Genomic DNA, 25,502 nt, shown 5'->3' with positions numbered 1-25,502 from the left:
CCGCCATGCTCCTGTCTCCCAATGCCATGGGCCGCCCGCTGCGTACGGGCCTGTACCTGACCACCGGGGTCATTGCGGCCTTCCTGCTGCTGCCGGTGGTGTTCATCGTGTTGCTGTCGTTCGGCTCGTCCCAGTGGCTGGTGTTTCCGCCCCCGGGCTGGACCTTCAAGTGGTACGGCCAGTTCTTCTCCAACCCGGAGTGGATGGACGCCGCACTGGCCAGCCTGAAAGTGGCCGTGCTGACCACCGTCGCCGCCGTGCTGCTGGGCCTGCCCAGCGCATTCGCCCTGGTGCGTGGCCGCTTCCCCGGCCGCGAGCTGCTGTACGGGCTGTTCACCATGCCGATGATCGTGCCGCTGGTGATCATCGCCGTGGCGGTGTACGCACTGTTTCTCAAGCTCGGCTACACCGGCACGCTGTTCGCCTTCGTGGTCAGCCACGTGATCGTCGCCCTGCCCTTCACCATCATCTCGATCATCAACTCGCTGAAGCTGTTCGACCAGTCGATCGAGGATGCGGCGGTGATCTGCGGTGCCTCGCGCCTGCAGGCGATTTTCAAGGTCACCTTTCCGGCCATTCGCCCGGGGATGATCGCTGGCGGCCTGTTCGCCTTCCTGGTGTCGTGGGATGAGGTGGTGCTGAGTGTGATGATGGCCAGCCCCGACCTGCAGACCCTGCCGGTGAAGATGTGGACCACCCTGCGCCAGGACCTGAGCCCGGTCATCGCCGTGGCCTCGACCCTGCTGATCGGCCTGTCGCTGCTTGTCATGTTCATTGCCGCCGCCTTGCGCCGGCGCACCGAAACAAACGCCTGAGCGCGCGGAGAAAACAACAATGAGTGCAGTGATCAAAGACAACGCGCCAGGCAAGACCCTGGTCAGCCTGCGCGGCCTGAACAAGCACTACGGCGACTTCACCGCCGTGGACAACCTCGACCTGGAAATCCAGGACGGCGAGTTCCTGACCTTCCTCGGTTCCAGCGGCTCGGGCAAATCCACCACCCTGTCGATGCTGGCCGGCTTCGAAACCCCCAGCAGCGGCGAAATCCTGGTCGATGGCCAGTCGCTGGTGAATGTACCACCGCACAAGCGTGACATCGGCATGGTGTTCCAGCGTTATTCGCTGTTCCCACACCTGAACGTGCGCGACAACATCGCCTTCCCGCTGGCCATCCGCAAGCTGAGCGGCAGCGAGACCAACAAGCGGGTCGACGCCATGCTCAAGTTGGTACAGCTGGAGCAGTTCGCCCACCGCAAGCCGTCGCAGATGTCTGGCGGGCAACAGCAGCGCGTGGCGATTGCCCGGGCACTGGTGTACGAACCACGCATCCTGCTGATGGACGAGCCGCTCGGCGCGCTGGACAAGAAACTGCGCGAAGACCTGCAGGACGAACTGCGCCAACTGCACCGCCGGCTGGGTATCACCATTGTCTACGTCACCCATGACCAGGAGGAAGCCATGCGCCTGTCGCAGCGCATCGCCATCTTCAGCCACGGCAAGATCGTCGGCCTGGGCACCGGTTACGACCTGTACCAGAACCCACCGAATGCCTTTGTCGCCTCATTCCTGGGCAACTCCAACTTCCTGCGCATCAAGGCCAGCAGCAATGGCGCCGGCAGCTTCGAGGGCCAACCAGTGGCCATTCGCCTGACCCCGGGCCTGGCCGCCTCGCAAGATGCACTGATCATGGTGCGCCCGGAAAAAGCCCTGGCCCTGACCGCCGAACAGGCTGCGCGCGAGCCGCTGCCGGCGGGCTGGAACGAGGTCAGTGCCAAGGTTGGCGAAGTGCTGTTCCTGGGTGAAAGCCAGACCTGCCATGTGGTGACTGCAGGGGGTACCGAGCTGACGGTGAAGGCACTGTCGGCCGCGGGCATGCCGATGCAGCCGGGCGACAGCGTGAAAGTGCGCTGGGCGGTGGCGGATGCGTGCATCTATACCGAGTGGGCCGAGAGTGACCTGAGCAAATCCGCCGGGGCGCATTGAGATAACCGGGGCCGCTTTGCGGCCCTATCGCGACGCAAGGCCGCTCCCACAAGGAATCGCGGTCGCCTGTGGGAGCGGCCTTGTGTCGCGAATGGAGGGCAGAGCCCTCCCCTACGGACTGTCACATTATCATCACGCCACTGTCGTAATCTGCCGGCCAACTCTATGCCACAGGGCCACCCGGCATGCCCCGCCTGCTTGTATTGCTGCTCACCCTGATCCCGTTTGCGACCTTGGCCGAGCCCATGCACATGCGTGCGCAAGGCTCCAACACCATCGGCGCGGCCTTGCTGCCAGCGCTGGTGCAGGGGCAATTGCGCGCGCAGCAAGCCACCGCCATCGAGCAGCAACCCGGCAAGCGGGCCAACGAGACCGTGATCACCGCACGCGATGCACATGGCCAATCCGTGCGCATCGACATCGCCGCCCACGGGTCCAGCACCGGCTTCGCCGCCCTCGGCCGTGGCGACGCCGACCTGGCAGCTGCCTCGCGGCCGATCAACGACAGCGAGGTGCGCCAGCTTCAGGCCCTTGGCGACCTGCGTGCTGCCAGCGCCGAGCAAGTGATCGGGCTGGACGGTGTCGCGGTCATCGTCCACCCCGACAACCCGCTACCTCGGTTGAACACGCAGCAACTGGCGCAGATTTTCTCCGGGCAGATCCAACGCTGGGAGCAATTGGGCATTGCTGGCGGCGCCATCCACCTGTACGCCCGTGACGACCGCTCCGGCACCTTCGAGACGTTCAAGGCGCTGGTGCTAGAGCCCCAGCACAACGAGCTATCAGCCAAGGCCCGGCGTTTCGAGTCCAGTGACGAACTGGCCGCGCAGGTGGCCACCGACCGCAAGGCCATCGGCTTCAGCAGCCTGGCTGCGGTGCACGGGGCCAAGGTGCTGGCGGTAGCCGAAGGTGACGCACCGGCCATGCTGCCGGAGCGCGCGCTGGTAGCCAGTGAAGATTACCCGCTGTCACGGCGCCTGTACTTCTACTTGCCGGCCAACCCCAAGCCACAGGCCAGGGCACTGGCCGACTTTGCCCAGAGCCCGGCCGGCCAGGCGATCGTCGCCCAGCAGGGCTTTGTTTCGCAGCAGATCAAGGCCCTGGCAGTAGCGCCCCTGGCCGACATGCCGCCGCGCTACCGCACCCTGGCCCAGCGGGCGCAACGGCTGAGCGTGAACTTCCGTTTCCAGGAAGGCAGCGCCAGCCTCGACAACAAGGCCCTGCGCGACGTGCAGCGGGTGGCCGAGTACCTGCGCCAGGCTGGCAAGCTGCAGAGCAAAGCGGTGCTGGTAGGGTTTGGCGACCCCAAGGAAACGCCTGGCCGCGCCGCCCTGCTCTCGCGCCTTCGGGCCCAGGCAGTGCGCCGCGAGCTGGCGCGCGATGGCGTGGAGTTGCTGGAAGTGACGGGTATGGGCGATGAACTGCCGGTGGCCGGCAATGAGCTGGAGCAAGGGCGACTGCGCAATCGGCGGGTCGAGGTGTGGGTGTATTGAATTGATGCAGGGGGCTCTGGCAAAGAAATGTAACAGCTCCCCATTCGGTATCTCCTGCAATCGGGTCTAGGCTCAAATTCATGTGATACCGGGCCCCTCTGACGGCTGCCAAGCCGCCATGTCGGATCACTGTTGCCATGCAACGTCGACATTCAAGGAGGGGCTCATGACAGCTCTGCAAGCATTCCTCACCACCCCTGTACTCGGTACCAACGCCTGGTTGTGGCTGGTGTTCATGGCCATCGTCATCGGTTTGCTGGTGCTCGACCTGGGCGTGCTGCACCGCCACGACCGGGAAATCGAAATGCGCGAAAGCCTGCTGCTGTACACGGGCTACTTCAGCGTTGGCGTATTGTTCGGCGCCGGGGTCTGGTACCAGCTGGGCGCCCAGTCGGCGCTGGAGTTCTACACCGGTTTCCTGGTCGAGCAGTCGCTGTCGATGGACAACGTGTTCGTCATGGCGATGATCTTCAGCTACTTTGCCATCCCCCGACGCTACCAGCATCGTGTGCTGTTCTGGGGCATCCTGGGGGTGGTGTTCCTGCGGGCGATCATGATTGGCGTGGGCGCCGCGCTGGTGCAGAACTTTGCCTGGGTGCTGTATATCTTCGGTGCCTTCCTGCTGTTTACCGGGGTGAAGATGGCGCTATCGAAGGAAGACAGCCACCCTGATCTGGCCAACAACCCGATCCTCAAGTTCGTTCGCCGGCACATGCGGGTCACCGACCAGATCCACGGTTCGCACTTCTTCGTACACCAGACCCCGGCCGGCCACAGCAAGGCGCTGCGCTATGCCACCCCGTTGTTCCTGGCACTGGTGCTGATCGAGTTGGCCGACCTGGTGTTTGCCGTCGACAGCGTGCCCGCAATCTTCGCCATTACCCAGGACCCCTTCATTGTCTACACCTCGAACATCTTTGCCATTCTTGGGCTGCGTTCGTTGTACTTCGCGCTGTCGGCGTTGATGCACCGGTTTGTTTACCTCAAGTATGCGTTGGCGCTGGTGCTTATCTTTATTGGTTGCAAGATTTTCTATCACGGCATGGTGGGCAAGGTGCCGGCGCTGCTGTCGTTGGGGGTGACGTTCGGGTTGTTGCTGGGTGGGGTGGTGGTTTCGTTGGTGAAGACGCGGGGGGAGAAGGCGGAGATACAACCCAAACAGCCTGCGAATGCCGGTGGTGAATTTAGCAATAAAAAGGAAGACCCGCAGATGCGGGTCTGAAGCTACGAATCTGGGCGGAGATCATTTCTTTATAATGAAATAACCCACCACCCCCCAGACTGATGAGATCAGGATCAGCCAAAGAGCTGCCCCTAATTTTCGCCTCAACTTGGGCGGAAACCTTTCAAGTTCCGCCTCGTCCAACCATCCCAAGCGCAAATGAAGCCAAGGAAATGTAACCAACGCGCTTACCGTGCTCATCAGTAGACATCGAGACCTCAGATTCCCGCCGCCCCACACGGGCTTCATCTGTTCCAGGTAGGGATTGCTGCTAATTGCTGAAAGAGCGATATCAAAATCCGTCGACAGCGCAATCTGTACATTCATAGCGATACCGACAAGGCCGATAATGAAGGGCGCAACTAAGAAAGCTATTCGCAAGTATGGCGACCAGCTATCAAAGTCAATCATCCATCACCTCATAAATCACTTCACCGACCTTCTCGCCAGCTGCGCCAATACCCATAGAACCTGCCGCAGAGCCGGCGCTAACCAGGACAATCCCGCATACGGGAACACCAAGGCCGCCGGTACCCACCGCGAAAACACCGCATAGCGCGGCAGCGGCAGCACCTGCGATGTAACCTCCCACCATCCCTCCTCCTAAGCCACCAGCGAAACTGCCCGTTTCGGTGAATCGGACTTTCCGGCAGTCATCAGTTTCACCTGCAACACAGACCTCTTGCACTTTCAGATAAGATGACGTAGCCCCCAGCCCAATTGCAGCATACCCACCATATTCAAGATACTTGCTCAGCCGCGCCACCTTATCCAGATGCGTTGCATACCCCGGAATCTGCCCCGGCCCGCCCGCTTTCGACCAGTGATGGACTAGACTCTTGGTCGAAATATTCAAGCTCCTCCTCAAGCGCTCATAGCTCCCAAGGTTCAACTGCTTGTTCAAAAATGCCGTTTTCAACTGTCCATCCAGCTGCTGCAGAAGCCGCCGCCGTTCAGCGAAAAAGCCCGGGCTGTTCAAATGGCCGTGGCGCATGAACTCCCGCTGATGCAACTGCTCGATACTGGTCAATGTATGACTGACCTGTTTCAAACCTTGATCGAGCATGTCCTTGCCGACGCCCATGGACAGACTGGCGTTGCTGAGCAAGCCGGCGATTTCGGCCTGGTGGTGCATCATGAAATCCGCTTCGGCGTAGTCGAGCACCTCCAAAGCACGTCGTGCATGCTGCGCAGCCGCCATCAGTTCTCCCTCTTCGCGCGTACAGGCATTGGCGTTGTCAGGATCACCGATAACGAAGATTTCCCCAGCCTTGAAGCCTTGCTCAAACGTCGGGTTGAGCCGCTGCAACCGGGAGATCGGCAAAGTGGCATCGTGCTCGGCCAGTTGCAGCAGCACCTGGGGGAACGACATGCGTCGAGGAACTACATAGAAGCCAGGCTCTAGCGAATCGGGCAGTGCCCCTACGACGGGTCGGGAGAAGCGCCCGGGGTAGGCGGTGGCTGACGGCTGATTAAAGTGGGTATTGGTACCCCCCGCAATGGAATACATGGACGGCGGTGCTTCATATAACGGTGCGACCACCCGGTTGATCCCCGGCGCACAGCCACAGGCAACCAACGCACCATCCATGGCCACCCGCTGGCCATCGGAAATAAAGTGATCCACACCTTCAGCGACAATTCCCACCTGCCCACAAAGAGGGCATGGCGTGGTGTGGTCGCCTTCACGGAGCACCATTCGGCCTTCGTCCAGGTAGCCCGCCCCGGTCGCAATACAGACAGCACCCGTTGTAGTGACATCACCATCTACCGCCTGACCCTTTCCCTCCAAATTGACGCGCATCCCTAAACTCCCTGTACCTGGTTAGGGTTGAAAACCTATCACCAGCAAGGGAAATTCAGGGGGCCTCAGCCGAAATTCGGATACCTCCTACACATTGCGGGAGTTTGTGCGATCACTGTGGGAGCGGGTTCACCCGCGAAGAGGCCGGCTCAGGCTGACGACTTCATCGCCCGCTACGCAACAGCTCCACCGGCACATACTTGCCAATTTCATATTTGCCAATCGCCGCCCGGTGCACTTCATCCGGCCCGTCGGCCAGGCGCAGGGTGCGCTGCATGGCGTACATGTAGGCCAGCGGAAAATCGCCGCTCACCCCTGCCCCGCCATGCATCTGGATCGCCCGGTCGATCACCTTCAACGCCACGTTTGGCGCCACCACCTTGATCTGCGCGATTTCGCTGCGGGCCACCTTGTTGCCGACGGTGTCCATCATGTACGCCGCCTTCAACGTCAACAGCCGCGCCATGTCGATTTCCATGCGTGAGTCGGCGATCTTGTCGACGTTGCCACCCAGCCGTGCCAGGGGCCGACCAAAAGCAGTACGCTCCACCGAGCGCTTGCACATCAGCTCCAGCGCACGCTCGGCCATGCCGATCGAGCGCATGCAGTGGTGGATACGGCCTGGGCCAAGGCGCCCTTGGGCAATCTCGAAGCCGCGCCCCTCGCCGAGCAGCACATTTTCATAAGGCACCCGTACGTTCTCGAAAAGCACCTCGGCGTGGCCATGAGGGGCATCGTCATAGCCGAACACCGGCAACGGGCGGACGATCTTCACGCCCGGCGCATCGGTGGGCACCAGCACCATCGAATGCTGCTGGTGGCGTGGGCCTTCAGGGTCGGACAGGCCCATGAAGATCATGACCTTGCAACGCGGGTCGCAGGCGCCGGAGGTCCACCACTTGCGGCCATTGATGACCCATTCGTCACCGTCACGCACGGCAGTGGCGGCCATGTTGGTCGCGTCCGAAGAGGCCACGTCGGGCTCGGTCATGGCAAACGCCGAGCGGATCTCACCGCGCAACAAAGGCTCCAGCCACTGGCGTTTCTGCGCTTCACTGCCATAACGCACCAGCACTTCCATGTTGCCGGTGTCCGGCGCAGAGCAGTTGAACGGCTCTGGTCCGAGCAAGGAACGGCCCATGATTTCCGCCAGCGGGGCGTATTCCAGGTTGCTCAGGCCGGCGCCGTATTCCGATTCGGGCAAGAACAGGTTCCACAGCCCTTCGGCGCGGGCCTTGGCCTTGAGTTCTTCCATGATTGCCGTGGGCTGCCAGCGGTCGCCCTTGGCAACCTGGCGCTCGAACACGGCTTCGGCGGGGTACACGTAGGCGTCCATGAACGCAGTAACGCGCTCGCGCAGTGCCTGGACCTTGGGCGAATAGGCGAAATCCATCGGGGCTACCTTCACGGTTCGGAGTACATGCGCAGAGCCTAGAGCAGCGCGGCCCCATCCACCTAGTCTATTTTCCGCGTGTATAAACATTCATAACCGATATATGATCGGCCAATAATTCCAACAAAGAGCGGCGCCCATGAACCTCAGCAAGGTCGACCTCAACCTGTTCATCGTGTTCGATGCGATCTACACCGAAGCCAACCTGACCCGCGCCGGTCAGATTGTCGGCATTACCCAGCCTGCAGTGTCCAACGCCCTTTCGCGGCTGCGCGAAACCTTCAACGACCCGCTGTTCGTGCGCACCGCACAAGGTATGGTGCCCACGCCGATGGCGCAGAACATCATCGGCCCGGTGCGCAACGCCCTGGCACTGTTGCGTACGTCGGTGCAGGAAAGCCGCATCTTCAACCCGCAACAGGCCAACAAAACCTTCCGCATCAGCATGACCGACCTGACCGAGGCGGTCATCCTGCCGCCGCTGTTCCAGCGCCTGCGCCGCCTGGCGCCGGCGGTGCTGATCGAAAGCTTCCTGTGCAAGCGCCGCGAGACCACCAAGGAACTCGCCGCGGGCCGCCTGGACTTCGCCATCGACGCCCCCCTGAACACCGACCCGCAGGTGCGCCACGTCAAGCTGATGCAAGACCGCTATGTGTGCGCCCTGCGCCAGGGCCACCCACTCGCTGACAGCAAACTGACCCTCGACAGCTACCTGGGCATGACCCATATCCATATTTCCAGCCGCCGTAATGGCCTGGGTTACGTCGACCTGGCGCTGGGCAAGATGGGTGTTCAGCGCAAGGTCGCCCTGCGTTCGCAGCACTACCTGATGGCCTCGCAGGTGTTGCAGCAGACCGACATGGCGATGACCGTTCCCGAGCGTTTCGCCCGTCGCCATCAGTTGCGTTACCAGCCACTGCCAGTGGAGGTGCCCGCACTGGAAACGCACCTGTACTGGCATGAAAGCACTGATCAGGACCCGGCCAACCGCTGGATGCGCGAGCAGATCACCGAATTGTGCGAACGCGTGGTAGCCGAGGAAGAGAAAGCCCTGCAGCCCGCCTGAAGCTGCCTACGAGGGGCGGCCCATCAGCCTCGCCCCTCCCGAAGAAAGATATTCTACCAACGGTTCGAAATAGAGAAAGTTTTCTCACACCCATTGAGAAAAAAGCGGCGGGAAGCGAAAAATATCTCAGCCATGGCGGATACGCTTACCCCAACTATCGCCGATTTCACGGCGACAGACATGGACCCGCCCCAATGCCCAGCGCCCCACTTTATTTCGATTACGCCGCCACCACCCCCGTCGACAATCGGGTCATCGAAACCATGCTTGCCTGCCTTGGCAGCGAGGCCAACTTCGGCAACCCGGCGTCCAGTGGCCACGCCTACGGCCAGGCGGCTCGACAGGCCGTGGAGCAAGCCCGCCAGCAAGTGGCCGAGCGCGTCGGCGCGCAAGCCGACAACTTGGTCTGGACGTCGGGCGCTACCGAATCCAACAACCTGGCACTCAAAGGCATTGCCCAAGGCTTCGACCAGCCTGGGCACCTGATCACTAGCCAACTGGAGCACAAAGCCGTGCTCGACACGGTGGCCGAACTGGAGCGCCAAGGCTGGGCCGTGACCCGCCTGACGCCGGATGCCGCCGGCCTGATCCCGCCTGCAAGCGTGCAGGCAGCGTTGCGCGCCGATACCCGCCTGGTATCGTTGATGGCGGTCAACAACGAGCTGGGCACGGTTACCGATTTTGCCGCCATTGGCCAACAGGTGCGTGCCCACGGTGCCCTGCTGCACGTGGATGCCGCACAGGCCGTAGGCAAGCTCGCCATCGACCTGAACGCGATGGCCGTGGACCTGATGTCGTTCTCGGCGCACAAGGTTTACGGGCCAAAAGGGATCGGTGCGCTGTATGTCGGGCCACGCGCCCGTACGCTGATGCGTGCGCAGATGCACGGCGGCGGCCATGAGCAGGGCCTGCGTTCCGGCACCCTGGCAACCCATCAGATCGCCGGCATGGGCAGCGCCTTTGCCCTGGCCGGCCAACCAGGTGACAGCGAGCACCAGCGCCTTGAGCAATTGGCCACGCGCCTGCGCGAGGGCCTGCTGGCTTTACCCGGCGTGACCCTCAACGGCAGCCCCAGCCAACGCATCCCCCACACCCTGAACCTGTGCATCGACAGCAAGGGTTTCAACAGCGCGGCACTGGCCAGCGAGCTGGCCTTGTCGACCACCTCGGCCTGTAACTCGGCGAGCAACGCCGCCTCGCATGTACTGCTGGCACTGGGGCTGGACGAACGTCAGGCACGCAACAGTGTGCGCTTGAGCATCGGCCGATTCACCACCGAGGCGCAAGTGGACCAGGCGCTGGCAGTGTTTGGTCGAGTGCTGACGACGGCGTCGGCTGCACTGTGGTGAACACACGCTAGAACAAGCGGCTGTCCGGGGTAAAATCCTCGACCTGGATTTTCGCCCGATGCGCCTGTGGGTGCCGTGGGTTGAACAGGTAGTTGATGGTGCTGGGCATGATCGCGCTCGGCACCGGCAGCAACAATGCCGAGCAGTCATCCAGAAAGCGATTGCCCAGCGCCCGGGTCAACTCAGGCTGAGCGGACCAGCCGGGCTCCAAGGCCGGCAGCTGCGCCTGTGAAACCGTTTCGGGCAATTCGATGCGGATCAGGCGCATGGTGGTAGGAAAATCCTCGGGGTCGATCTCCAGGTGCACCAGCACCTCGAGCATGGCCCCGGAAGGGCTGGTGGCGGCATACACTACCGGCCGGCCCGCCTGGTGCCAGCGGCCGCTTACACGCAAGCCCCCTGTGCCGCTCAAATCTGCATAAGCGCTGATACGCCACAGAATCACAGGCCAAAGCCCTCGGCAATCTGCAGCAACATCTCTTCGACCTGAGTGGTGCCTTGCTGGGTGGTGAGCATCTGCATCGGCGTCAGCCCCGAGAAGCGTTCCTTGGGCTTGGACAGCCAGCGCTTGGCCTTGTCCGCTTCGCCGAACACGGCTTCGGCCATGGCGGTGATGTGGGCCGAGCGGAACAGCCGATCACTCTCTTCCACGGTCAGCGGCTGGTCACGCTCGATACGGGTTTTGAGGGTGCGCAGGGGAATGATCTGGTCCCGCTCCACCGGCGTGAATACACCGCGCTCAGTCAGCTTCACCAGCCAGGTGGCAGCAAAACCATGGGTGATGCGGGTGTGGATTTCGAAGTCACTGGCAAGTTCGGGTATTTCCAGCAGCGCCTGCAGGCGCGCCCGGTACTCGTGGTAACCGTTGTCGCGAAGCACTTCGGCAAGCATGGCATACTCCTGTTTCGGCGTTTGCCGACAAGTATGCGGTATTCACCGGATCATTGCCAGTTTGCCTGGCCCCCTTGGTTGTGGGGGCACTGCGCCCCCACACCTTTAGAAGGTACCCGGATACGCCCCGCCATCGATCAGCAGGCTCTGCCCGGTGATATAACCGGCATGCGTACTGCACAGGAACGCACAGTACGCGCCAAACTCCCCGGCATCGCCAAAGCGCGCCGCCGGGATGGCCTTGCGCCTGGCCTGGGCAGTCGCTTGCACATCGCCACCCGCCGCCTGCAAAGTCTTTTGCAAACGCGCCGTGTCGAACGCCCCAGGCAGCAGGTTGTTCAGTGTCACATTGCTGCCCGCCAGGCGCTGCTGCCGGGCCAGGCCGGCAATGAAACCGGTCAGGCCACTGCGGGCGCCGTTGGACAAACCGAGAATGTCGATCGGCGCCTTCACCGCGCCAGAAGTGATATTCACTACCCGGCCAAAACCGCGCTCGGCCATGCCGTCGACCACCGCCTTGATCAGCTCGATGGGGGTGAGCATGTTGGCGTCCAGCGCCTTCAGCCAGTCGTCACGCCCCCAGTCACGGAAGTCCCCCGGTGGCGGGCCACCGGCGTTGTTGACCAGGATGTCGACCTGTGGGCAGGCCCCCAACAGCGCCTGACGCACCTGGGCATCGGCCACATCGCCGGCCACGGTACGCACCTCGATGCCTGGGCATGCCGCCCGCAACTCGCTGGCGGTCTGCTCCAGGGTGGCTTGGGTGCGGGCATTGATGACCAGGTTCACGCCTTCTTTGCCAAGCGCCTCGGCGCAGCCTTTGCCCAGGCCTTGGCTGGCCGCGCAGACGATGGCCCAGCGGCCGGTAATGCCTAGATCCATTGGGTTGCTCCTTGATGAAATGGGGTTACAGGGGTACTGGCAGGCCGTGCCGGGGGTAATCTAGAGCACAGGCAGGGGCGCCGATAATGAAAAGAGCTGATCCACCAATAACCATCGCTTATCCCCACCAGCCCGCCAGCAATGGGCTGGAGGGCGAGCGCCGTCAAACTTCAATTGGCCGTCAATTCCTCTACCAGCAACCGCGCAGCTGGCGATAGCGGCGCCGCCACACGGTGCACGATGCCGAACGGCTCGCTCAACGCCCGTAGCTGCACCGCCAGCGACACCAGCAACCCGCGCTGCTCGGCAAAGGCCGCCACGGCACTGGGAATGACCGCGACCAGCGTCGGGTCATCCTCCAGCAGCATGAACGTCGCGAAGGTGGAGAAGGTTTCCAGCGGGTAGCGGGGCACCTCCACCCCTGCCTCGCTCAACTCGCGCTCCAGCGCCTGGCGCATGGGCATGTTCGCCGGGTAGACCACCCAGCGGTAATGGCTCAAGTCGCTGATCGCCAGTGCCGCTGCCCCGGCAAGCGGATGCTGGGGGTGCGCGACCACCACCAAAGGCTCCTGGGCGAGTTCGACAAAGGTATAGTCCGCCGCGTTGCGGCCCAGCCCCGGCCGGCAGATGGCCAGGTCCAGGCGCCCCTCGTCCAGCTGGGCGAGCAGGTTGGCGCTGGTATTCTCGGCAATTTCCACCGCCAGCTGCGGCTGCTTGCGGCGCAAGCGCCCCAAGGCCCTGACCAGTGTCGGCATGGCCCCCATGATGCTGCCCACCGCCAGACGCCCACCCTGACCTTGGACGATGCCTAGCACCTCTTCGCGCAAATGCCCCAGGTCGCTGTGGATCAGCCGCGCATAGCGCACCACGCAACGGCCCACGTCGTTGGCTACCAGGCCGCTGGGCAGGCGCTGGAACAATGGTACCCCCAGCACTTCCTCCACCTCGCGCAACGCCTTGGTGGCCCCGGGCTGGGAAATGGCCATGGCTTCGGCCGCCTTGTGCAGCGAACCACAGCGATCCAGCTCGATCAGCAGGCGCAACTGACGCAGGCGCAGGCGAGAAAAAATGGAATCCAGGGAAGGGATCATCAGGCAGGCTCGACATGGGTCTTGTAATGCCGAGCACTATAGAGCGTCGTCAACGGGGGGGCATTGAGTTTTAAGCAAATGACCCTTGATCGCAGAACACGCATGCCACATTTCGCTGTAGGAGCAGCCTTGTGCTGCGAAGAGGCCGGTTCAGGCGATGCATTAGTGTCGCTCGTACTGGCCTCTTCGCAGCACAAGGCTGCTCCTACAGACAAGCGTAACGCTGTAAAACGGGGTAATGATCTGCCACCACCGAAAGCGGCTCCTGCCTCTATGGTTGGTGCTCACAACGAATGGATGCGAGGTGCACAACATGGATCGAGCCGAAGCAAATCTCTTGCGGCGGGGGCGTTTTTCCGAACCTGGCAGGTTGTACTTGCTAACCACTGTTACCCACCAGCGCAGGCCGTTATTCCACGATCTGCGAGCGGCACGCCTGGTCATCAGGGAGTTGAGGCACTCGGACTTCCTCGGCGACTGCCGCTCACTTGCCTGGGTGTTGATGCCTGATCACTTGCATTGGCTGATAGAGTTGCATGCCATCACTTTGAGCAGCCTGATGCGGCAGTTCAAATCCCGCTCAGGCACAGCATTGTGCAAAGCGGGCATTTGCCCAGGCCAGGCCTGGCAGCGTGGCTATCATGACCGGGCGCTGCGCATGGAGGACGATACACGCAAGGTGGCCCGGTACATTGTTGCCAACCCTTTGCGGGCAGGTCTGGCAACACAGATTGGCGATTATCCCCACTGGGACGCAGTGTGGCTCACAGACGCTGACAGCCTGCACAACTCCTTGTAGGAGCAGCCTTGTGCTGCGAAGAGGCCGGTTCAGGCGATGCATCAGTGTCGCTCGTACCGGCCTCTTCGCAGCACAAGGCTGCTCCTACAGACAAGCGTATCGCCGTGAAACGGGGTAATGATCTGCCAACACCGAAAGCGGCTCCAGCCTCTATGCGTGGATTGGCGATTATCCCCACTGGGACGCAGTGTGGCTCACAGACGCTGACAGCCTGCACAACTCCTTGTAGGAGCTGCCTTGTGCTGCGAAGAAGCCGGTTCAGGCGATGCATCAGTGTCGCTCGTACTAGCCTCTTCGCAGCACAAGGCTGCTCCTACAGACAAGCGTATCGCCGTGAAACGGGGTAATGATCTGCCAACACCGAAAGCGGCTCCAGCCTCTATGCGTGGATTGGCGTTTATCCCCACTGGGACGCAATGTGGCTCACAGACGCTGACAGCCTGCACAACTCCTTGTAGGAGCAGCCTTGTGCTGCGAAGAGGCCGGTTCAGGCGATGCATCAGTGTCGCTCGTACCGGCCTCTTCGCAGCACAAGGCTGCTCCTGCAGGTGAGGCGTTTACCGCGGTCTACGCCGTGCCAGGCAGGCATAACCCAGGCCCAGCACGCTGACCGCCAGTACGCCCAGCAACACCATCAACTCGCGGCTGTAGCGGGCCACGGTGGCTGGAAAACCGATGACCTCGTGGTACACCTGCACATTGGCCACTCCGTCGGCGTGGCTGATGCTGACCCCGCCCTGGCGAATCTGCAAATAGTCTGCATCGAAATAGACCCAGACCTTGCACGTGCCACCCGGCTCGATGGCCGGGATGTCCACCTGCGCGGTAGCGGTCTCCAGCAGGGTGTCGTTGCCGGCAGCATCACGCACCTGCACCAGGCCCTTGGCTGGCAGACGGATCTTTACCTCCCGTACCGGCGCGTCACCACTGTTGCGCAGTTCGATAAGCAAGCCGGTACGGTGATCGACCAGGCCGGCCTCGAAGGGCTTGGCGAACAACTGCGCATAGGGTGCCTGGGCCATCTCAATCAGGCGTTCGACCTGATCGTGGCTTAGACCGCCCTGGCCGATACTGTTGATACGCCCCTGCAACTGCTCATACTTGAGTTGCTCGCTGGCTTTGCTTATGCGCTCGCTGAACTGGGTGGGATAGGTGAGGTAGGCATAGGTCAGTGACGCCTCCAGGCGCGGGCTGCTCCTGAGCAACACGTAGGCGGTCAAAAGCACCATCAGGCCTAAAAGCACGGCTACGAGGAGTTTCCCCACCTTGTCCCAGCTCAATGCAAACTTCCTTCTGTGGTGATACAGACGATTCAAACCGCCCAAGGGTGCCAAGTTAAAGGCCCCCAGGCAAGCTTGACTAGGGTTCGCGCTCACCTTCACGCGCCTGACGCACCTGCTGCAGCTGGCCATCGATCAGTGCCTTGGCCATGCCGGCCAGATAGAACGTGGCCTGCATCATCACCTTGCGGTCGGCTGGCCTGTCGATGGCCTTGCGGGTAATTTCAGTGATGCAGCCCATGATGCCCGAGGCCTCCGTCAGCGCGGTCCTCATTGGCAGCTGCGGTTTCATCTGCACCAGTTCGGCATCGGCGTTGCCAAACCGGCTCGCTGCAGGCACGACATTGAGCTTGCTGCTTTTCGGGGTGTCGTTGTCCATGTCCATTCCTCGGGGTTATGAGCATCCCCAGCCTAGGACGCCACCTCCCCCATCACAATGACCAGCAGGATGGAAAGAACCACTTTCAGAAATGGACTACACGAACCCCATGAAATGGGCGCTCTGCCACCGATCAGCCCCTTGACCGGCACCTGCCAGTGTCGGACGATCAACCTCCCCCACACCAGGACGAACACCATGCTACGGATACTGGGCAGAGCTTCTTCCATCAATGTGCGAAAAGTCCTGTGGGCCTGCGCCGAATTCGAGGTCGCATTCGAGCGCGAAGACTGGGGCGCTGGCTTCAAGGCCACTGACAGCGCGGAGTTCCTGGCATTGAACCCCAACGCCATGATCCCGGTGATCCAGGATGGCGACTTCACCTTGTGGGAGTCCAACAGCATCATCCGCTACCTGGCCAACCGCTACGGTGCCACCGCGTTCTACCCCGACGATGCCCAGGCGCGGGCCAGGATCGACCAGTGGATCGACTGGCAGGCCTCGGACCTGAACCGCTCGTGGAGCTACGCATTCATGTCACTGGTCAGGCACTCCCCCTCCCACCAGGACCCGCAAGCACTGGCCGCCGGTTGCGCCGAATGGTCGCGCTACATGCATATCCTCGACCGCCAACTGGCCAGCACCGGTGCCTACGTAGCCGGCAGCCAGTTCACCCTGGCCGATATCCCTATCGGCCTCTCGGTCAACCGCTGGTTCGAAACGCCGTTCGAGCACCCGCACCTGCCAGCGGTGCGCGATTATTACGAACGCCTGAGCGAACGCCCGGCCTATCACCTGCACGGTCGTAACGGTACGCCGTAACGTACAACACTGGTTTCACTGCCGGGCATTGGGTAATAATGCGAGTCATTACCATTAGTGCGCGAACACGGAAGAGTGGCATGCCCGGCAGCAGACACCCCATCGAGCATCTTTACGTCGAGCACCACGGCTGGCTGCAAGGCTGGCTGCGCCATCGGCTGAACAGTGCAGCGGATGCTGCCGACCTTGCCCACGACACCTTTGTCCGGGTACTGCAAAGGCGCCAGGCAAAGGCGCTGTTGGAGCCACGTGCCTATTTGCGCACGATCGCCCGCGGGCTGGTCATCGACCTGTGGCGCCATCGCGACATCGAGCGGGCCTGGCTGGAGACGCTGGCGCAGCTGCCCGAGGCCCAAGTGCCATCACCGGAGACCAGTGCCCTGGCCATCGAGGCACTGGTGGCCATCGACCGGCTGCTTGACGCGCTGCCCGCACGCACACGCACCATCTTCCTGCTGGCACAACTGGATGGCATGCCCTGCCCGCGCATTGCCGAACAGCTGGGGGTGTCGCTGTCCACCGTGGAACGAGACCTCAGCAAAGCCTTGCGCCATTGCTATCAGCTTGTCTTCGAAAGCACGCCATGAGCACCAGCACACTGCCGGCGCTACCCGGCGCAACAGTAGACCAGGCCATCGAATGGTCGATCCGTCTCACCTACAACCGGCCCGACCCTGCTACCCGGGCGGCCTTCCAGGCCTGGCTGGCGGATGACGAAACCCACCGGCTGGCCTGGGCGCGCATGCAGAGCCTGAGCGGGCACTTTGCCGGTGTGCCGAGCGGGCTGGCGCGCCAGGCGCTGGAAAAACTGCCTGAAGCCCGCCTGCAACGGCGCCAGGTGCTGAAACTGCTGGCGCTGTTCGCGGCAGTCGGCACCACCGCCTGGGGGAGCCGCGAAACCGCGCCTTGGCAGCGGCTGATGGCCGACTACAGCACCCGTGTCGGCGAACATCAGCGCTGGACCCTGGCTGATGGTAGCCAGTTGGAGCTAAATACCGACAGCGCCGTACGTGTGTATTTCGATGCCCGGCACCGGCGCATCGAACTGCTGCGCGGCGAGCTGTACCTGGTCAGTGGTGCCGACAGTGCCAGCCTGCAACAGCGCCCATTGCAGGTCACCACCACCTTTGCCACGTTCACCGCCCACGGCAGCCGCTGCAACATACGTCAGTACGCCGACGCCTGCCGCCTGGGCGTTGCCGAAGGCACCGTGAACATACAGCCACGCTCGGGTACCGATGCCGTTGCCCAACCCGGAGAAACCTGGCGGGTAACCCGTGACAACGCGCTGCGCCTGCCCGGCAACGCCGAAGACGCCGCCGCCTGGCGCGACGGCCTGCTGACCGCGAGGGCGATGCCGCTGGCCGAACTGCTTGACGAGCTCGGCCGTTATCGCAACGGCTACCTTGGCTGCGACCCACAGGTTGCGAAACGTACTATCAGCGGTAATTTCAACCTCACCGACACCGACGCCACCCTGGCCTTCATCGCCCAGACCCACGGCTTGCGCGTACAGGCAATGACGCGTTACTGGGTGCGCCTGAGCGCCTGAAACAACCCGGCAAAAAAAGTGCTCGCCGGGTGAAGGGGTTTGCAATCTCGCCCGGCATACACAGCAGAACACTCAAATTGCCAACGAGAACCCCACGTGACCCGACCCGCCCCCTTGCGCCTCGCCATCCGCCAAGCCCTGTTCTGCACCAGCCTTGGCCTGGCTACGCTGCCCTTGGCCCATGCCACCGACAGCGCCAGCACCGCCACCCGCTACGACCTGGCCATCCCGGCCGGTTCGCTGGATGCAGCCCTGATTGCCCTCAGCCGCAGCACCGGCCTGAACATTGCCTTTACCCCGGGTGACCTGGCCGGCAAATACAGCGCCGGGCTGCGCGGCAGTTTCAGCAGCCAACAAGCCCTGCAGCAGTTACTGGTCGGCAGCGGCCTGCAAGCCATGCCGCAGGACAGCGGCTACCGCCTGATCCCGGCCAGCGAACCGCTGCCATTGGGTGCTGTGGCACTGGACCCGACCAACGTGACCGGCACTGCCAACCTCGGCGAGCAGACCGAGAACACCGGTTCCTACACCACAGGCGCCATCAGCACAGGCGGCAAGACACCACGCAGCCTGCGCGAAACCCCGCAGTCGGTGAGTGTTATGACCCACCAGCGCATGGATGACCAGCACCTCACCAGCCTGACCCAGGTGCTGGACCAGACCACCGGCATCACCGTGGTCGGCGGCAACGACACGAAAAACCAGATTTACTCGCGTGGCTTCGTCATCCGCAGTATCCAGACCGACGGCGGCGCACCGATGCTGCGCAACGAAGCCTTCGACACCCTGCCCGACATGACCGCGTACGACCACGTCGAGGTTTTACGTGGCTCCGATGGTTTGTTCGGCGGCACTGGCGACCCGGGCGGCAGCATCAACCTGGTGCGCAAGCGCGCCTTGCCGTTCAACCAGCTGAGCATCAGCCAGTCGGCCGGCAGCTGGGACAACTACCGCTCCGAAGTCGACCTGACTGGCCCGCTGGGGTTCGACGGTGCACTTCGCGGCCGCGTGGCGATGTCGTTCGAGGACAAGAAATACTTCTACGACAATGCCGACAGCGAGAAGCACGTGATCTTCGGCACCCTGGAGGCAGACCTGAGCCCGGCCACCCTGGTGAGCATCGGCGGCACCTATGAATGGCGAGACATGGACGGTTACTGGGACCGGGGCCTGGTGCGCTACAAGGACGGCACCGAAATCGGCACCTCGCGCAGCCGCTCGCTGGCCGCCGACTGGTCCGCGAACAACTACAAGCGCACCGAGTACTTCGCCAAGGTCGAGCACGCGCTGGACGACAATTGGAAGCTCAAGGCCAGCTACACCAAAAGCAAGTTCGATTCGACCCAGGACATTGGCGAAGTGAGCGCCGCCGTCGACCCGAACACCAACCAGACCACTTTCAAGCGTTTCATCCGCGGTTACAACAACCAGCAGGACTTGTTCGATGCCAACCTGTCCGGCACCTTCGAAGCCTTTGGCCTGACCCACGAACTGCTGGTCGGCGCCGACTATGAAGAAGTGATGCGCAGCTACTCCGACGACAGCGACCTGTCGCAAGTAAGCGACATCAACGTGCCCTTCGACATCACCACAGGTGACGCCGGCGCCATGCCCAAGCCGCGCACACCCCCCAGCTACTACTACAATCCCGACTGGAACCAGCGCAAATCCGGTGTATATGCCACCTTCAAGGCGCAGCTTGCCGAGCCACTGCACCTGACCTTGGGCGCACGCTACTCCGACTACCGTGACAACACCCGCACCGTGGTCCCGGTCTTCAACAATGCCGACACCCGGGTCAAGGAAAGCAACCGCGGCGTCATCACCCCGTTTGGCGCGCTGGTGCTCGACCTGAACCGGCAGTGGTCGCTGTACACCAGCTATGCCGAGATCTTCCAGCCGCAAACCGCCTTCAAGTCCCCGAGCAGCCAGCCACTGGACCCGATCGAGGGCGAAACCTACGAGTTCGGTACCAAAGGCGAGTTGCTCGATGGGCGCCTCAACCTGTCCAGCGCGCTTTACTACACCAAGCGTCTGAACGAAGCGGTGAGCACTGGCCAAGGATTCTACAGCGCCTCTGGGGAGGTGATCAGCAAGGGTATCGACAGCGAGATTTCCGGTGAGCTGGCCCCCGGCTGGCAAGCCATGGCCGGCTACACCTTCAACATCAACAGGCAACGTGTTGCCGGCAATGCCGCCAACAACGGCACGCCGATGAGCACGCAAACACCCAAGCACCTGTTCAAGTTCTTTACCACCTACCAGCTGCCCGGCGAGTTCGAGCGCTGGAAGGTCGGCCTGGGTGCCACCATTCAGAGCGACAGCTACAAGAGTGGCTTCATCCAGCGCCGCCTGCCCGACGGTGGGCTCAGCCAGCAAGACCCGTATGCGTTCCGCCAGGCCGGTTATGCGGTGTGGAACGGCTTGGTCGAGTACCGCATCGATGAACACTGGACGGCCACGCTGAATGGCAACAACCTCTTCGACAAGACCTACTACCAGACCGTGGATGCCAGCGACACCGGCAACTGGTACGGCGCGCCGCGCAACTACATGCTGACCTTGCGCGGCAAGTTCTGAGGTGTGTCGAGGGGTTCCACCTGCAAGATCCCGGGGCTGCTTTGCAGCCCTATCGCGACACAAGGCCGCTCCCACAACAGATCGCATTCCCCTGTAGGAGCGGCCTTGTGCCGCGATAGGGGCGCACAGCGCCCCCGGCGATCTCGGCTTGTTACACCACAACCTGCCCCGCCGCTGCCACCACCCGCCCACGCCAGGCAAACAGCAACACCATCACCAACCCCAGCGCCGCCATCGCCGCGCCCGCCAGGGAAATCGCCGGGTAGCCCAAACCTGCGTTGATCACTGCGCCACCCAGCGCCGCGCCAATCGCATTGCCCAGGTTGAATGCACCAATGTTCACCGCCGATGCCAGGTTGGGCGCATCCTTGGCTGCCTCCATCACCCGCATCTGCAGTGGCGGCACCAGTGCAAAGCTGGCCGCGCCCCAGACCAGGATCGCCAAGGCCGTCGGCAGCGGCCAGTCCAGCACCAGCGGGAACACCAGCAGCACGCCAATCAACAATGCCAACGACAAGATCAGCGTGCGGTCGATCGAGCGGTCTGCCGCCTTGCCGCCCCACACGTTGCCCAAGGTCAGGCCCACACCGAACAACACCAGCATGGCTGTCACGAAGGTGGTGGACGCCGCCGCCTCGCTCTGCAGGATCGGCGCAATGTAGGTGAACACCGTAAACATCGCACTGGAACCCACCACCGTCAGCAGCAACGCCGCCAGTACTGGGCCGCGGCCCAGCACCCGGATTTCGGCCATGGCCCCGTCACCTTTGGGCGACGGCACATTGGGCAGCGCGTACCAGAGCGTGGTCATCGCCACCAGGCCAAGCCCGGCAATACCCCAGAATGCCGTGCGCCAACCCAGCATTTCACCAAACCAGGTCGCCAGCGGCACGCCGCCAATCGTGGCCAGGGTCAAGCCCATGAACATTGCCGCCACCGCCCCGGCGCGCTTCTCGGGCGATACCACGCTGGCCGCGACAATCGAGCCGATGCCAAAGAAGGCACCGTGGTTGAGCGAGGTGACCACACGGGCCACCAGCAGGCTGGTGTAATCGCTGGCCAGGGCCGACATCAGGTTACCCAGTGTGAAAATGGCCATCAGCCCGATTAGCAAATAACGCCGCGGGATCTTCACCGTGGCCAGGGTCATCAGCGGTGCGCCGATCAGCACGCCAATGGCATAGGCACTGACCAGCAGCCCGGCAGCGGGGATGGAGACGCCAAGTTCAGTGGCGATACTGGGCAACATGCCCATGGGGGCGAACTCGGTGACACCGATGCCAAAGGCACCGATGGCAAGTGCGACGAGAGGTGGATTGATACGCATGGCAAGCTCCTTATCTATGCCGCAAATGCTACGATCCATTTCAAAAGCGCACTAGACTGCTTTTTTGCCAACCACCTTTGCGCACGAGGCACAAATGGACTTCAGTGGAAGATCCGGCGAGATGGAGATATTTGCCAGGGTGGCGCAAGAAGGCAGCCTGTCGGCCGCCGCGCGGGCACTGAACCTGACGCCTTCTGCGGTCAGCCGCATCATCGCCCGCACCGAACAGCGCCTGGGCACCCGCCTGCTGCTACGCACCACCCGGGCGATCACCCTCACCCCCGAGGGTGAGGCGTACCTGCGCGGTGCACGGCGGGTGCTGGCCGACATGCTCGAAGTGGAAGAAGCCATCACCGACCAGGGCGTGCCGCGCGGGCGCTTGCGGGTAAGCGCTGCGCTGGGCCATGCCCGGCTGACCGTGGTACCGCTACTGGCGGCCTTCAGCGCACGTTACCCGCAAGTGCTGGTTGACCTTACCCTCAGTGACGAAGTGGCCGACATTCTCGGCGGCCAGGCCGACGTGGCATTGCGTTTCGGGCACCTGCCGGACAGTTCATTGAGCGCCCGCGCCATTGGTGAAACCGGCCAGGTGGTGGTTGCCTCGCCCGAGTACCTGCAACGCTGCGGCACCCCGCTTGAGCCTGAAGACCTGGCCCGGCATAACTGCCTGCGCTTCAACTTCCGCCGTGCCGCGCCCGACTGGCCGTTTCGCCGCGACGGGCAGGTATTCTCGTTGAAGGTGACGGGCAATATCGAATGCAGCAGCGGCGAAGCCTTGGCGCAACTGGCCAGGATCGGTGCCGGCGTGGCACGCATCGGTACCTTCACGGTGGTCGACGACCTGGCCAGCGGGCGGCTGGTGCCATTGCTGGAGGCCTACAACCCTGACGACCGCGAGCCGATCCATGCGGTGTTCGTCGGTGGCCAGGCGATGCCGGCGCGGGTACGGGTGTTTGTGGATTTTCTGGTAGAGCACCTGTCTGGCGGCCTGCGCAATCCCTTGTAATCGGTGGACTCGTCCCCGGCGAGGCATCACAGCGCCACGGTGGCATTCTAAGAATCCAACGGCAGCGCGGGCGAGACGGGCGAAGCCCGTGCCATCCACCGCGCGGCCTGCTTCGCGGGCATGCCCGCTCCCACAATGCTCAGGCATCACTTCATCGAACTGGCTGTGGTTGGGTACAATGCACACTTTCTCTCAATACCACGCAAAGGACCGCCCATGCTTTACGTCGTCATGCTCGGAGGCCGCCACCCCGGCGCCAAGATCGAAGTCCACGACGTGGTATTCGCCCAGGCCGACACCTTCGAACAGGCTTACCCGCAGCTGCGCCAGGCCTGGTTCGGTAGCGCGAAAGGCTTGCACATCGATTCGTGGCTGGAAGTGCACGGCGTGGACGGCCAACGGATCGAACTGCGCCCGGACGCCCCCGCCCGCGGCGCACTGCATCTGTACTTCATCAACCTCGGCGGTTACGAACGCGATGTGTTCGGCGAGGCGCACCGCTACCTTCTGGTTGCCGCCCACAACAAGACCGAAGCCAAGGCCCTCGGCAAGCAGCGCATGCAGGCACACTGGCTGAAGCCGCACACCGACGCTTTGCTCGATGTCGACGACTGCCTGGCAATCGACCAAGTGGGCGGGCAGTTCGTGCACCTGGTCGAAGGGGCGCATGAGCCGGTGGTGGTGCGCAGCGACTACATCCTGATCTGACGTTGATGCGCGCAGTTGGGTTATCTTCGACGCTTCACTGTACCGCCAGGGCCAGACCACCATGCGCATTGTCATTCCCGACGACTACCAGGATGTGATCCGCACGCTCGACTGCTTCGGCAAGCTGAGCGGGCACGCTGTCAGCGTGCTTCATGAGCGCCAGCCGGCCACGCTGGAGCAACTTGCAGCACGCTTTGCCGATGCCGACGCACTGGTACTCACCCGCGAACGTACCCGCATCGACGCCGCCTTGCTCGACCGCCTGCCCAACCTCAAGCTGATCAGCCAGACCGGCAAGGTGTCCAGCCACCTGGACCTGGCTGCCTGCACCGCACGCGGCATTGCGGTGACCGAGGGGCGCGGCTCGCCGGTGGCGCCTGCAGAACTTGCCTGGGCGCTGATCCTCAATGCCCGCCGGCAACTGGTGCCGGCCATCGATGCTTTGCGCCAAGGCCAATGGCAGGTCAATCTGGGCCAGGCGCTGGCCGGCCAGCTGCTGGGTATTTGGGGCTACGGCAAGATCGGCCAGCGTCTGGCGCGTTATGCCCAGGCGTTCGACATGCCTGTGCTGGTGTGGGGCAGCGACAGCAGCCGCGCCGCAGCCCAAGCCGATGGCCATCGCGCTGCTGCCTCGCGTGAGGCATTCTTTGCCGAAGCGGATATTGTCAGCCTGAACCTGCGCCTGTCCGACCAGACACGCCACGGGGTGACCTTCGACGACCTGTCCAACATGAAGCCCGACGCCTTGCTGGTGAACGTCAGCCGCGCAGAACTGATTGCCCCAGGGGCATTGCTACAGGCACTGGATGCTGGGCGGCCGGGTTTCGCGGCGGTGGATGTGTACGAGGAGGAGCCGCTGCTCGACCCGGCCCATCCGCTGCTGCGCCACCCACGCGTACTCAGTACGCCGCACCTGGGGTACGTGGAGAAGAACGGCTACGAGCTGTACTTTGGCGATGCCTTCGACAATGTGCTGGCGTTTTTCGAAGGAAAGCCAAAGAACGTTGCCAACCCTGAGGCCCTGGCAGCTCGACGCTGAGCCCTGCGGGAGCCACTGCCGTGTTCAAAATGTCAGAGTTCGCGCGATCACTGTGGGCGCGGGCATGCCCGCGAACACCGGCGAAGCCGATGCCATCCACCGCGCTGGATTCTTCGCGGGCACGCAGGCTGCCAAAGGCACCGTGCAGGCCTGAAGTTTGCCTTTAAGTTGCGTTCAACCGAACAGGTTCAGCCCCAGCGCAAACACAGCCACCGCCAACGCCACCAGCGGCACTGCATTGCGCTCCAGATACACCGCCCAGCCCGTCCCGCACACCTGCTGCAATTGCAGCTCGCATTCACGCTGGCGCTCCACCAGGCTGGCCAAATGCGTCTCGACGCTATCCACGCGCTGAGCCTGGGTGCTGGTCGCCAGCGCAAGCCTCTTCAAAGCCGTCGTCACCGTGGTAGACAGCGCTTCCCGTGCCAGGTTGCTGGCGGCCAGCTGCTCCTGGTACTGCTCAAGGCTCTTGCGGATTACCCCTTCCTTTTGCACGCGGGCCAAGGTACTTGCCACCAGCTTGCGGTTCTGCACCTCGGCACTGGCCTGCAGCGCGGCCATTTCGATTTCATGCTGGCCTTGCACACTTGCCAGACGCTCCACCTCTTGCCTGCACAAGGCATGACCATCGGCCAGCGCCAGCAGTTCGTCGAGCTGTTGCCTGAGTTCGCGCAACACTCTCAGTGGACCCTGCAGGTCGCCATCCGGGGTCGCGACGTCTGCGTTCAAACGTTCTATTTCGCCCGCCAACGCATCGTTGAGGCCACGCAGTACCTTGTTATCGGAAGTAGCGTCCAGATTGCCAAGGGCGGTCTCGATCACCCTGTCCACAATCG

25 protein-coding genes are annotated in these 25,502 nt (G+C 62.8%); 14 read left to right on the top strand and 11 right to left on the bottom strand.

Annotated elements, in window-relative coordinates; genetic code table 11:
* Positions 1–5: 5 nt before the first annotated feature.
* From SB756_RS03225 to SB756_RS03210, 4 genes are all read left to right on the top strand, one after another.
* Positions 6–815, top strand: coding sequence for an ABC transporter permease (locus SB756_RS03225; RefSeq protein ID WP_016499074.1), 810 nt, complete (start codon positions 6–8; stop codon positions 813–815).
* A gap of 19 nt (positions 816–834) precedes the next feature.
* Positions 835–1,983: an ABC transporter ATP-binding protein gene (locus tag SB756_RS03220; RefSeq protein WP_410910160.1), complete on the top strand. Its 1,149-nt coding sequence runs from the start codon at positions 835–837 to the stop codon at positions 1,981–1,983.
* A 185-nt stretch (positions 1,984–2,168) separates the two neighbouring features.
* Positions 2,169–3,476, top strand: a complete 1,308-nt coding sequence (locus SB756_RS03215) for a phosphate ABC transporter substrate-binding/OmpA family protein (RefSeq protein ID WP_341798337.1) — start codon at positions 2,169–2,171, stop codon at positions 3,474–3,476.
* Between the two features lie 166 nt (positions 3,477–3,642).
* Positions 3,643–4,698, top strand: a complete 1,056-nt coding sequence (locus tag SB756_RS03210) for a TerC family protein (protein WP_410910159.1) — start codon at positions 3,643–3,645, stop codon at positions 4,696–4,698.
* A gap of 21 nt (positions 4,699–4,719) precedes the next feature.
* Here SB756_RS03210 and SB756_RS03205 read toward each other — a convergent pair whose 3' ends face one another.
* The 3 genes from SB756_RS03205 to SB756_RS03195 form a co-directional block, all read right to left on the bottom strand.
* Positions 4,720–5,109, bottom strand: coding sequence for a hypothetical protein (locus tag SB756_RS03205; protein ID WP_410910158.1), 390 nt, complete (start codon positions 5,107–5,109; stop codon positions 4,720–4,722).
* A complete protein-coding gene (locus tag SB756_RS03200) occupies positions 5,102–6,502 on the bottom strand; it encodes a PAAR domain-containing protein (RefSeq protein ID WP_410910157.1) in 1,401 nt (466 codons plus the stop codon). Before SB756_RS03200 ends, SB756_RS03205 begins: the two co-directional genes overlap by 8 nt.
* A 163-nt stretch (positions 6,503–6,665) precedes the next feature.
* Positions 6,666–7,895, bottom strand: coding sequence for an acyl-CoA dehydrogenase (locus SB756_RS03195; protein WP_410910156.1), 1,230 nt, complete (start codon positions 7,893–7,895; stop codon positions 6,666–6,668).
* Between the two features lie 139 nt (positions 7,896–8,034).
* Here SB756_RS03195 and SB756_RS03190 point away from each other — a divergent pair, with 139 nt between their 5' ends.
* Both SB756_RS03190 and SB756_RS03185 read left to right on the top strand, forming a co-directional pair.
* Complete coding sequence (locus SB756_RS03190; protein ID WP_049274693.1) at positions 8,035–8,961, top strand: LysR family transcriptional regulator; 927 nt, start codon at positions 8,035–8,037, stop codon at positions 8,959–8,961.
* 194 nt (positions 8,962–9,155) lie between these two features.
* Entirely contained in the window at positions 9,156–10,310 is a 1,155-nt protein-coding gene (locus SB756_RS03185) for a cysteine desulfurase family protein (protein ID WP_410910155.1), read from the top strand.
* A gap of 7 nt (positions 10,311–10,317) precedes the next feature.
* Here the strand turns inward: SB756_RS03185 and SB756_RS03180 are convergent, their stop codons facing one another.
* The 4 genes from SB756_RS03180 to SB756_RS03165 form a co-directional block, all read right to left on the bottom strand.
* Entirely contained in the window at positions 10,318–10,755 is a 438-nt protein-coding gene (locus SB756_RS03180) for an RES family NAD+ phosphorylase (RefSeq protein ID WP_410910154.1), read from the bottom strand.
* The gene (locus tag SB756_RS03175) at positions 10,752–11,201 is read right to left on the bottom strand and encodes an antitoxin Xre/MbcA/ParS toxin-binding domain-containing protein (RefSeq protein ID WP_016487684.1); all 450 of its coding nucleotides are present in this window, start codon (positions 11,199–11,201) and stop codon (positions 10,752–10,754) included. The genes SB756_RS03180 and SB756_RS03175 overlap by 4 nt, the downstream gene beginning before the upstream one ends.
* A 105-nt stretch (positions 11,202–11,306) precedes the next feature.
* Positions 11,307–12,083 carry an SDR family oxidoreductase gene (locus SB756_RS03170; RefSeq protein ID WP_410910153.1) on the bottom strand — a complete coding sequence of 259 codons (777 nt, stop codon included), beginning with the start codon at positions 12,081–12,083 and terminating at the stop codon, positions 11,307–11,309.
* Between the two features lie 170 nt (positions 12,084–12,253).
* Entirely contained in the window at positions 12,254–13,174 is a 921-nt protein-coding gene (locus SB756_RS03165) for a LysR family transcriptional regulator (protein ID WP_410910152.1), read from the bottom strand.
* A gap of 313 nt (positions 13,175–13,487) precedes the next feature.
* Here SB756_RS03165 and SB756_RS03160 point away from each other — a divergent pair, with 313 nt between their 5' ends.
* Positions 13,488–13,973: an REP-associated tyrosine transposase gene (locus tag SB756_RS03160; RefSeq protein WP_341796021.1), complete on the top strand. Its 486-nt coding sequence runs from the start codon at positions 13,488–13,490 to the stop codon at positions 13,971–13,973.
* A 557-nt stretch (positions 13,974–14,530) separates the two neighbouring features.
* Here SB756_RS03160 and SB756_RS03155 read toward each other — a convergent pair.
* Positions 14,531–15,253 carry a hypothetical protein gene (locus tag SB756_RS03155; protein ID WP_341796022.1) on the bottom strand — a complete coding sequence of 241 codons (723 nt, stop codon included), beginning with the start codon at positions 15,251–15,253 and terminating at the stop codon, positions 14,531–14,533.
* A 79-nt stretch (positions 15,254–15,332) separates the two neighbouring features.
* Complete coding sequence (locus SB756_RS03150) at positions 15,333–15,632, bottom strand: DUF3077 domain-containing protein (RefSeq protein ID WP_410910151.1); 300 nt, start codon at positions 15,630–15,632, stop codon at positions 15,333–15,335.
* 198 nt (positions 15,633–15,830) lie between these two features.
* Between SB756_RS03150 and SB756_RS03145 the strand changes: the two genes are divergently transcribed.
* From SB756_RS03145 to SB756_RS03130, 4 genes are all read left to right on the top strand, one after another.
* Complete coding sequence (locus SB756_RS03145) at positions 15,831–16,454, top strand: glutathione S-transferase family protein (protein WP_341796024.1); 624 nt, start codon at positions 15,831–15,833, stop codon at positions 16,452–16,454.
* An 80-nt stretch (positions 16,455–16,534) separates the two neighbouring features.
* Positions 16,535–17,041, top strand: coding sequence for a sigma-70 family RNA polymerase sigma factor (locus SB756_RS03140; protein ID WP_341796025.1), 507 nt, complete (start codon positions 16,535–16,537; stop codon positions 17,039–17,041).
* A complete protein-coding gene (locus tag SB756_RS03135; RefSeq protein WP_341796026.1) occupies positions 17,038–18,006 on the top strand; it encodes a FecR family protein in 969 nt (322 codons plus the stop codon). Before SB756_RS03140 ends, SB756_RS03135 begins: the two co-directional genes overlap by 4 nt.
* Before the next feature lie 96 nt (positions 18,007–18,102).
* Complete coding sequence (locus SB756_RS03130; RefSeq protein WP_410910150.1) at positions 18,103–20,586, top strand: TonB-dependent siderophore receptor; 2,484 nt, start codon at positions 18,103–18,105, stop codon at positions 20,584–20,586.
* A gap of 151 nt (positions 20,587–20,737) precedes the next feature.
* On the opposite strand, the gene SB756_RS03125 is transcribed toward SB756_RS03130, so the two are convergent.
* On the bottom strand, positions 20,738–21,913 hold the full coding sequence (locus SB756_RS03125) for an MFS transporter (RefSeq protein WP_410910149.1): 1,176 nt from the start codon (positions 21,911–21,913) through the stop codon (positions 20,738–20,740).
* 94 nt (positions 21,914–22,007) lie between these two features.
* Here SB756_RS03125 and SB756_RS03120 point away from each other — a divergent pair, with 94 nt between their 5' ends.
* From SB756_RS03120 to SB756_RS03110, 3 genes are all read left to right on the top strand, one after another.
* Entirely contained in the window at positions 22,008–22,919 is a 912-nt protein-coding gene (locus SB756_RS03120) for a LysR family transcriptional regulator (protein ID WP_049276468.1), read from the top strand.
* 216 nt (positions 22,920–23,135) lie between these two features.
* Positions 23,136–23,627: a DUF1543 domain-containing protein gene (locus SB756_RS03115; RefSeq protein ID WP_063426858.1), complete on the top strand. Its 492-nt coding sequence runs from the start codon at positions 23,136–23,138 to the stop codon at positions 23,625–23,627.
* A gap of 61 nt (positions 23,628–23,688) precedes the next feature.
* The gene (locus SB756_RS03110) at positions 23,689–24,666 is read left to right on the top strand and encodes a D-2-hydroxyacid dehydrogenase family protein (protein WP_410910148.1); all 978 of its coding nucleotides are present in this window, start codon (positions 23,689–23,691) and stop codon (positions 24,664–24,666) included.
* Between the two features lie 174 nt (positions 24,667–24,840).
* Here the strand turns inward: SB756_RS03110 and SB756_RS03105 are convergent, their stop codons facing one another.
* Positions 24,841–25,227 (bottom strand): hypothetical protein, encoded by a 387-nt coding sequence (locus tag SB756_RS03105; protein WP_341798902.1) that lies wholly within the window; start codon positions 25,225–25,227, stop codon positions 24,841–24,843.
* Positions 25,228–25,502 lie beyond the last annotated feature (275 nt).

It is taken from the genome of Pseudomonas sp. SIMBA_068 (assembly GCF_046534705.1).
GTDB lineage: Bacteria > Pseudomonadota > Gammaproteobacteria > Pseudomonadales > Pseudomonadaceae > Aquipseudomonas > Aquipseudomonas putida.
Note: the sequence above shows the minus strand (reverse complement) of the source record. Positions and strands in the feature narration are given on the sequence as shown.

Excerpts from the sequence above, each read along its gene's own strand:
- SB756_RS03225 (WP_016499074.1), top strand. The coding sequence starts at position 6 with ATGCTCCTGTCTCCCAATGCCATGGGCCGCCCGCTGCGTACGGGCCTG.
- SB756_RS03220 (WP_410910160.1), top strand. The coding sequence starts at position 835 with ATGAGTGCAGTGATCAAAGACAACGCGCCAGGCAAGACCCTGGTCAGC.
- SB756_RS03215 (WP_341798337.1), top strand. The coding sequence starts at position 2,169 with ATGCCCCGCCTGCTTGTATTGCTGCTCACCCTGATCCCGTTTGCGACC.
- SB756_RS03210 (WP_410910159.1), top strand. The coding sequence starts at position 3,643 with ATGACAGCTCTGCAAGCATTCCTCACCACCCCTGTACTCGGTACCAAC.
- SB756_RS03205 (WP_410910158.1), bottom strand. The coding sequence starts at position 5,109 with ATGATTGACTTTGATAGCTGGTCGCCATACTTGCGAATAGCTTTCTTA.
- SB756_RS03200 (WP_410910157.1), bottom strand. The coding sequence starts at position 6,502 with ATGCGCGTCAATTTGGAGGGAAAGGGTCAGGCGGTAGATGGTGATGTC.
- SB756_RS03195 (WP_410910156.1), bottom strand. The coding sequence starts at position 7,895 with ATGGATTTCGCCTATTCGCCCAAGGTCCAGGCACTGCGCGAGCGCGTT.
- SB756_RS03190 (WP_049274693.1), top strand. The coding sequence starts at position 8,035 with ATGAACCTCAGCAAGGTCGACCTCAACCTGTTCATCGTGTTCGATGCG.
- SB756_RS03185 (WP_410910155.1), top strand. The coding sequence starts at position 9,156 with ATGCCCAGCGCCCCACTTTATTTCGATTACGCCGCCACCACCCCCGTC.
- SB756_RS03175 (WP_016487684.1), bottom strand. The coding sequence starts at position 11,201 with ATGCTTGCCGAAGTGCTTCGCGACAACGGTTACCACGAGTACCGGGCG.
- SB756_RS03170 (WP_410910153.1), bottom strand. The coding sequence starts at position 12,083 with ATGGATCTAGGCATTACCGGCCGCTGGGCCATCGTCTGCGCGGCCAGC.
- SB756_RS03165 (WP_410910152.1), bottom strand. The coding sequence starts at position 13,174 with ATGATCCCTTCCCTGGATTCCATTTTTTCTCGCCTGCGCCTGCGTCAG.
- SB756_RS03160 (WP_341796021.1), top strand. The coding sequence starts at position 13,488 with ATGGATCGAGCCGAAGCAAATCTCTTGCGGCGGGGGCGTTTTTCCGAA.
- SB756_RS03150 (WP_410910151.1), bottom strand. The coding sequence starts at position 15,632 with ATGGACAACGACACCCCGAAAAGCAGCAAGCTCAATGTCGTGCCTGCA.
- SB756_RS03145 (WP_341796024.1), top strand. The coding sequence starts at position 15,831 with ATGCTACGGATACTGGGCAGAGCTTCTTCCATCAATGTGCGAAAAGTC.
- SB756_RS03140 (WP_341796025.1), top strand. The coding sequence starts at position 16,535 with ATGCCCGGCAGCAGACACCCCATCGAGCATCTTTACGTCGAGCACCAC.
- SB756_RS03135 (WP_341796026.1), top strand. The coding sequence starts at position 17,038 with ATGAGCACCAGCACACTGCCGGCGCTACCCGGCGCAACAGTAGACCAG.
- SB756_RS03125 (WP_410910149.1), bottom strand. The coding sequence starts at position 21,913 with ATGCGTATCAATCCACCTCTCGTCGCACTTGCCATCGGTGCCTTTGGC.
- SB756_RS03120 (WP_049276468.1), top strand. The coding sequence starts at position 22,008 with ATGGACTTCAGTGGAAGATCCGGCGAGATGGAGATATTTGCCAGGGTG.
- SB756_RS03115 (WP_063426858.1), top strand. The coding sequence starts at position 23,136 with ATGCTTTACGTCGTCATGCTCGGAGGCCGCCACCCCGGCGCCAAGATC.
- SB756_RS03110 (WP_410910148.1), top strand. The coding sequence starts at position 23,689 with ATGCGCATTGTCATTCCCGACGACTACCAGGATGTGATCCGCACGCTC.
- SB756_RS03105 (WP_341798902.1), bottom strand. The coding sequence starts at position 25,227 with ATGGCCGCGCTGCAGGCCAGTGCCGAGGTGCAGAACCGCAAGCTGGTG.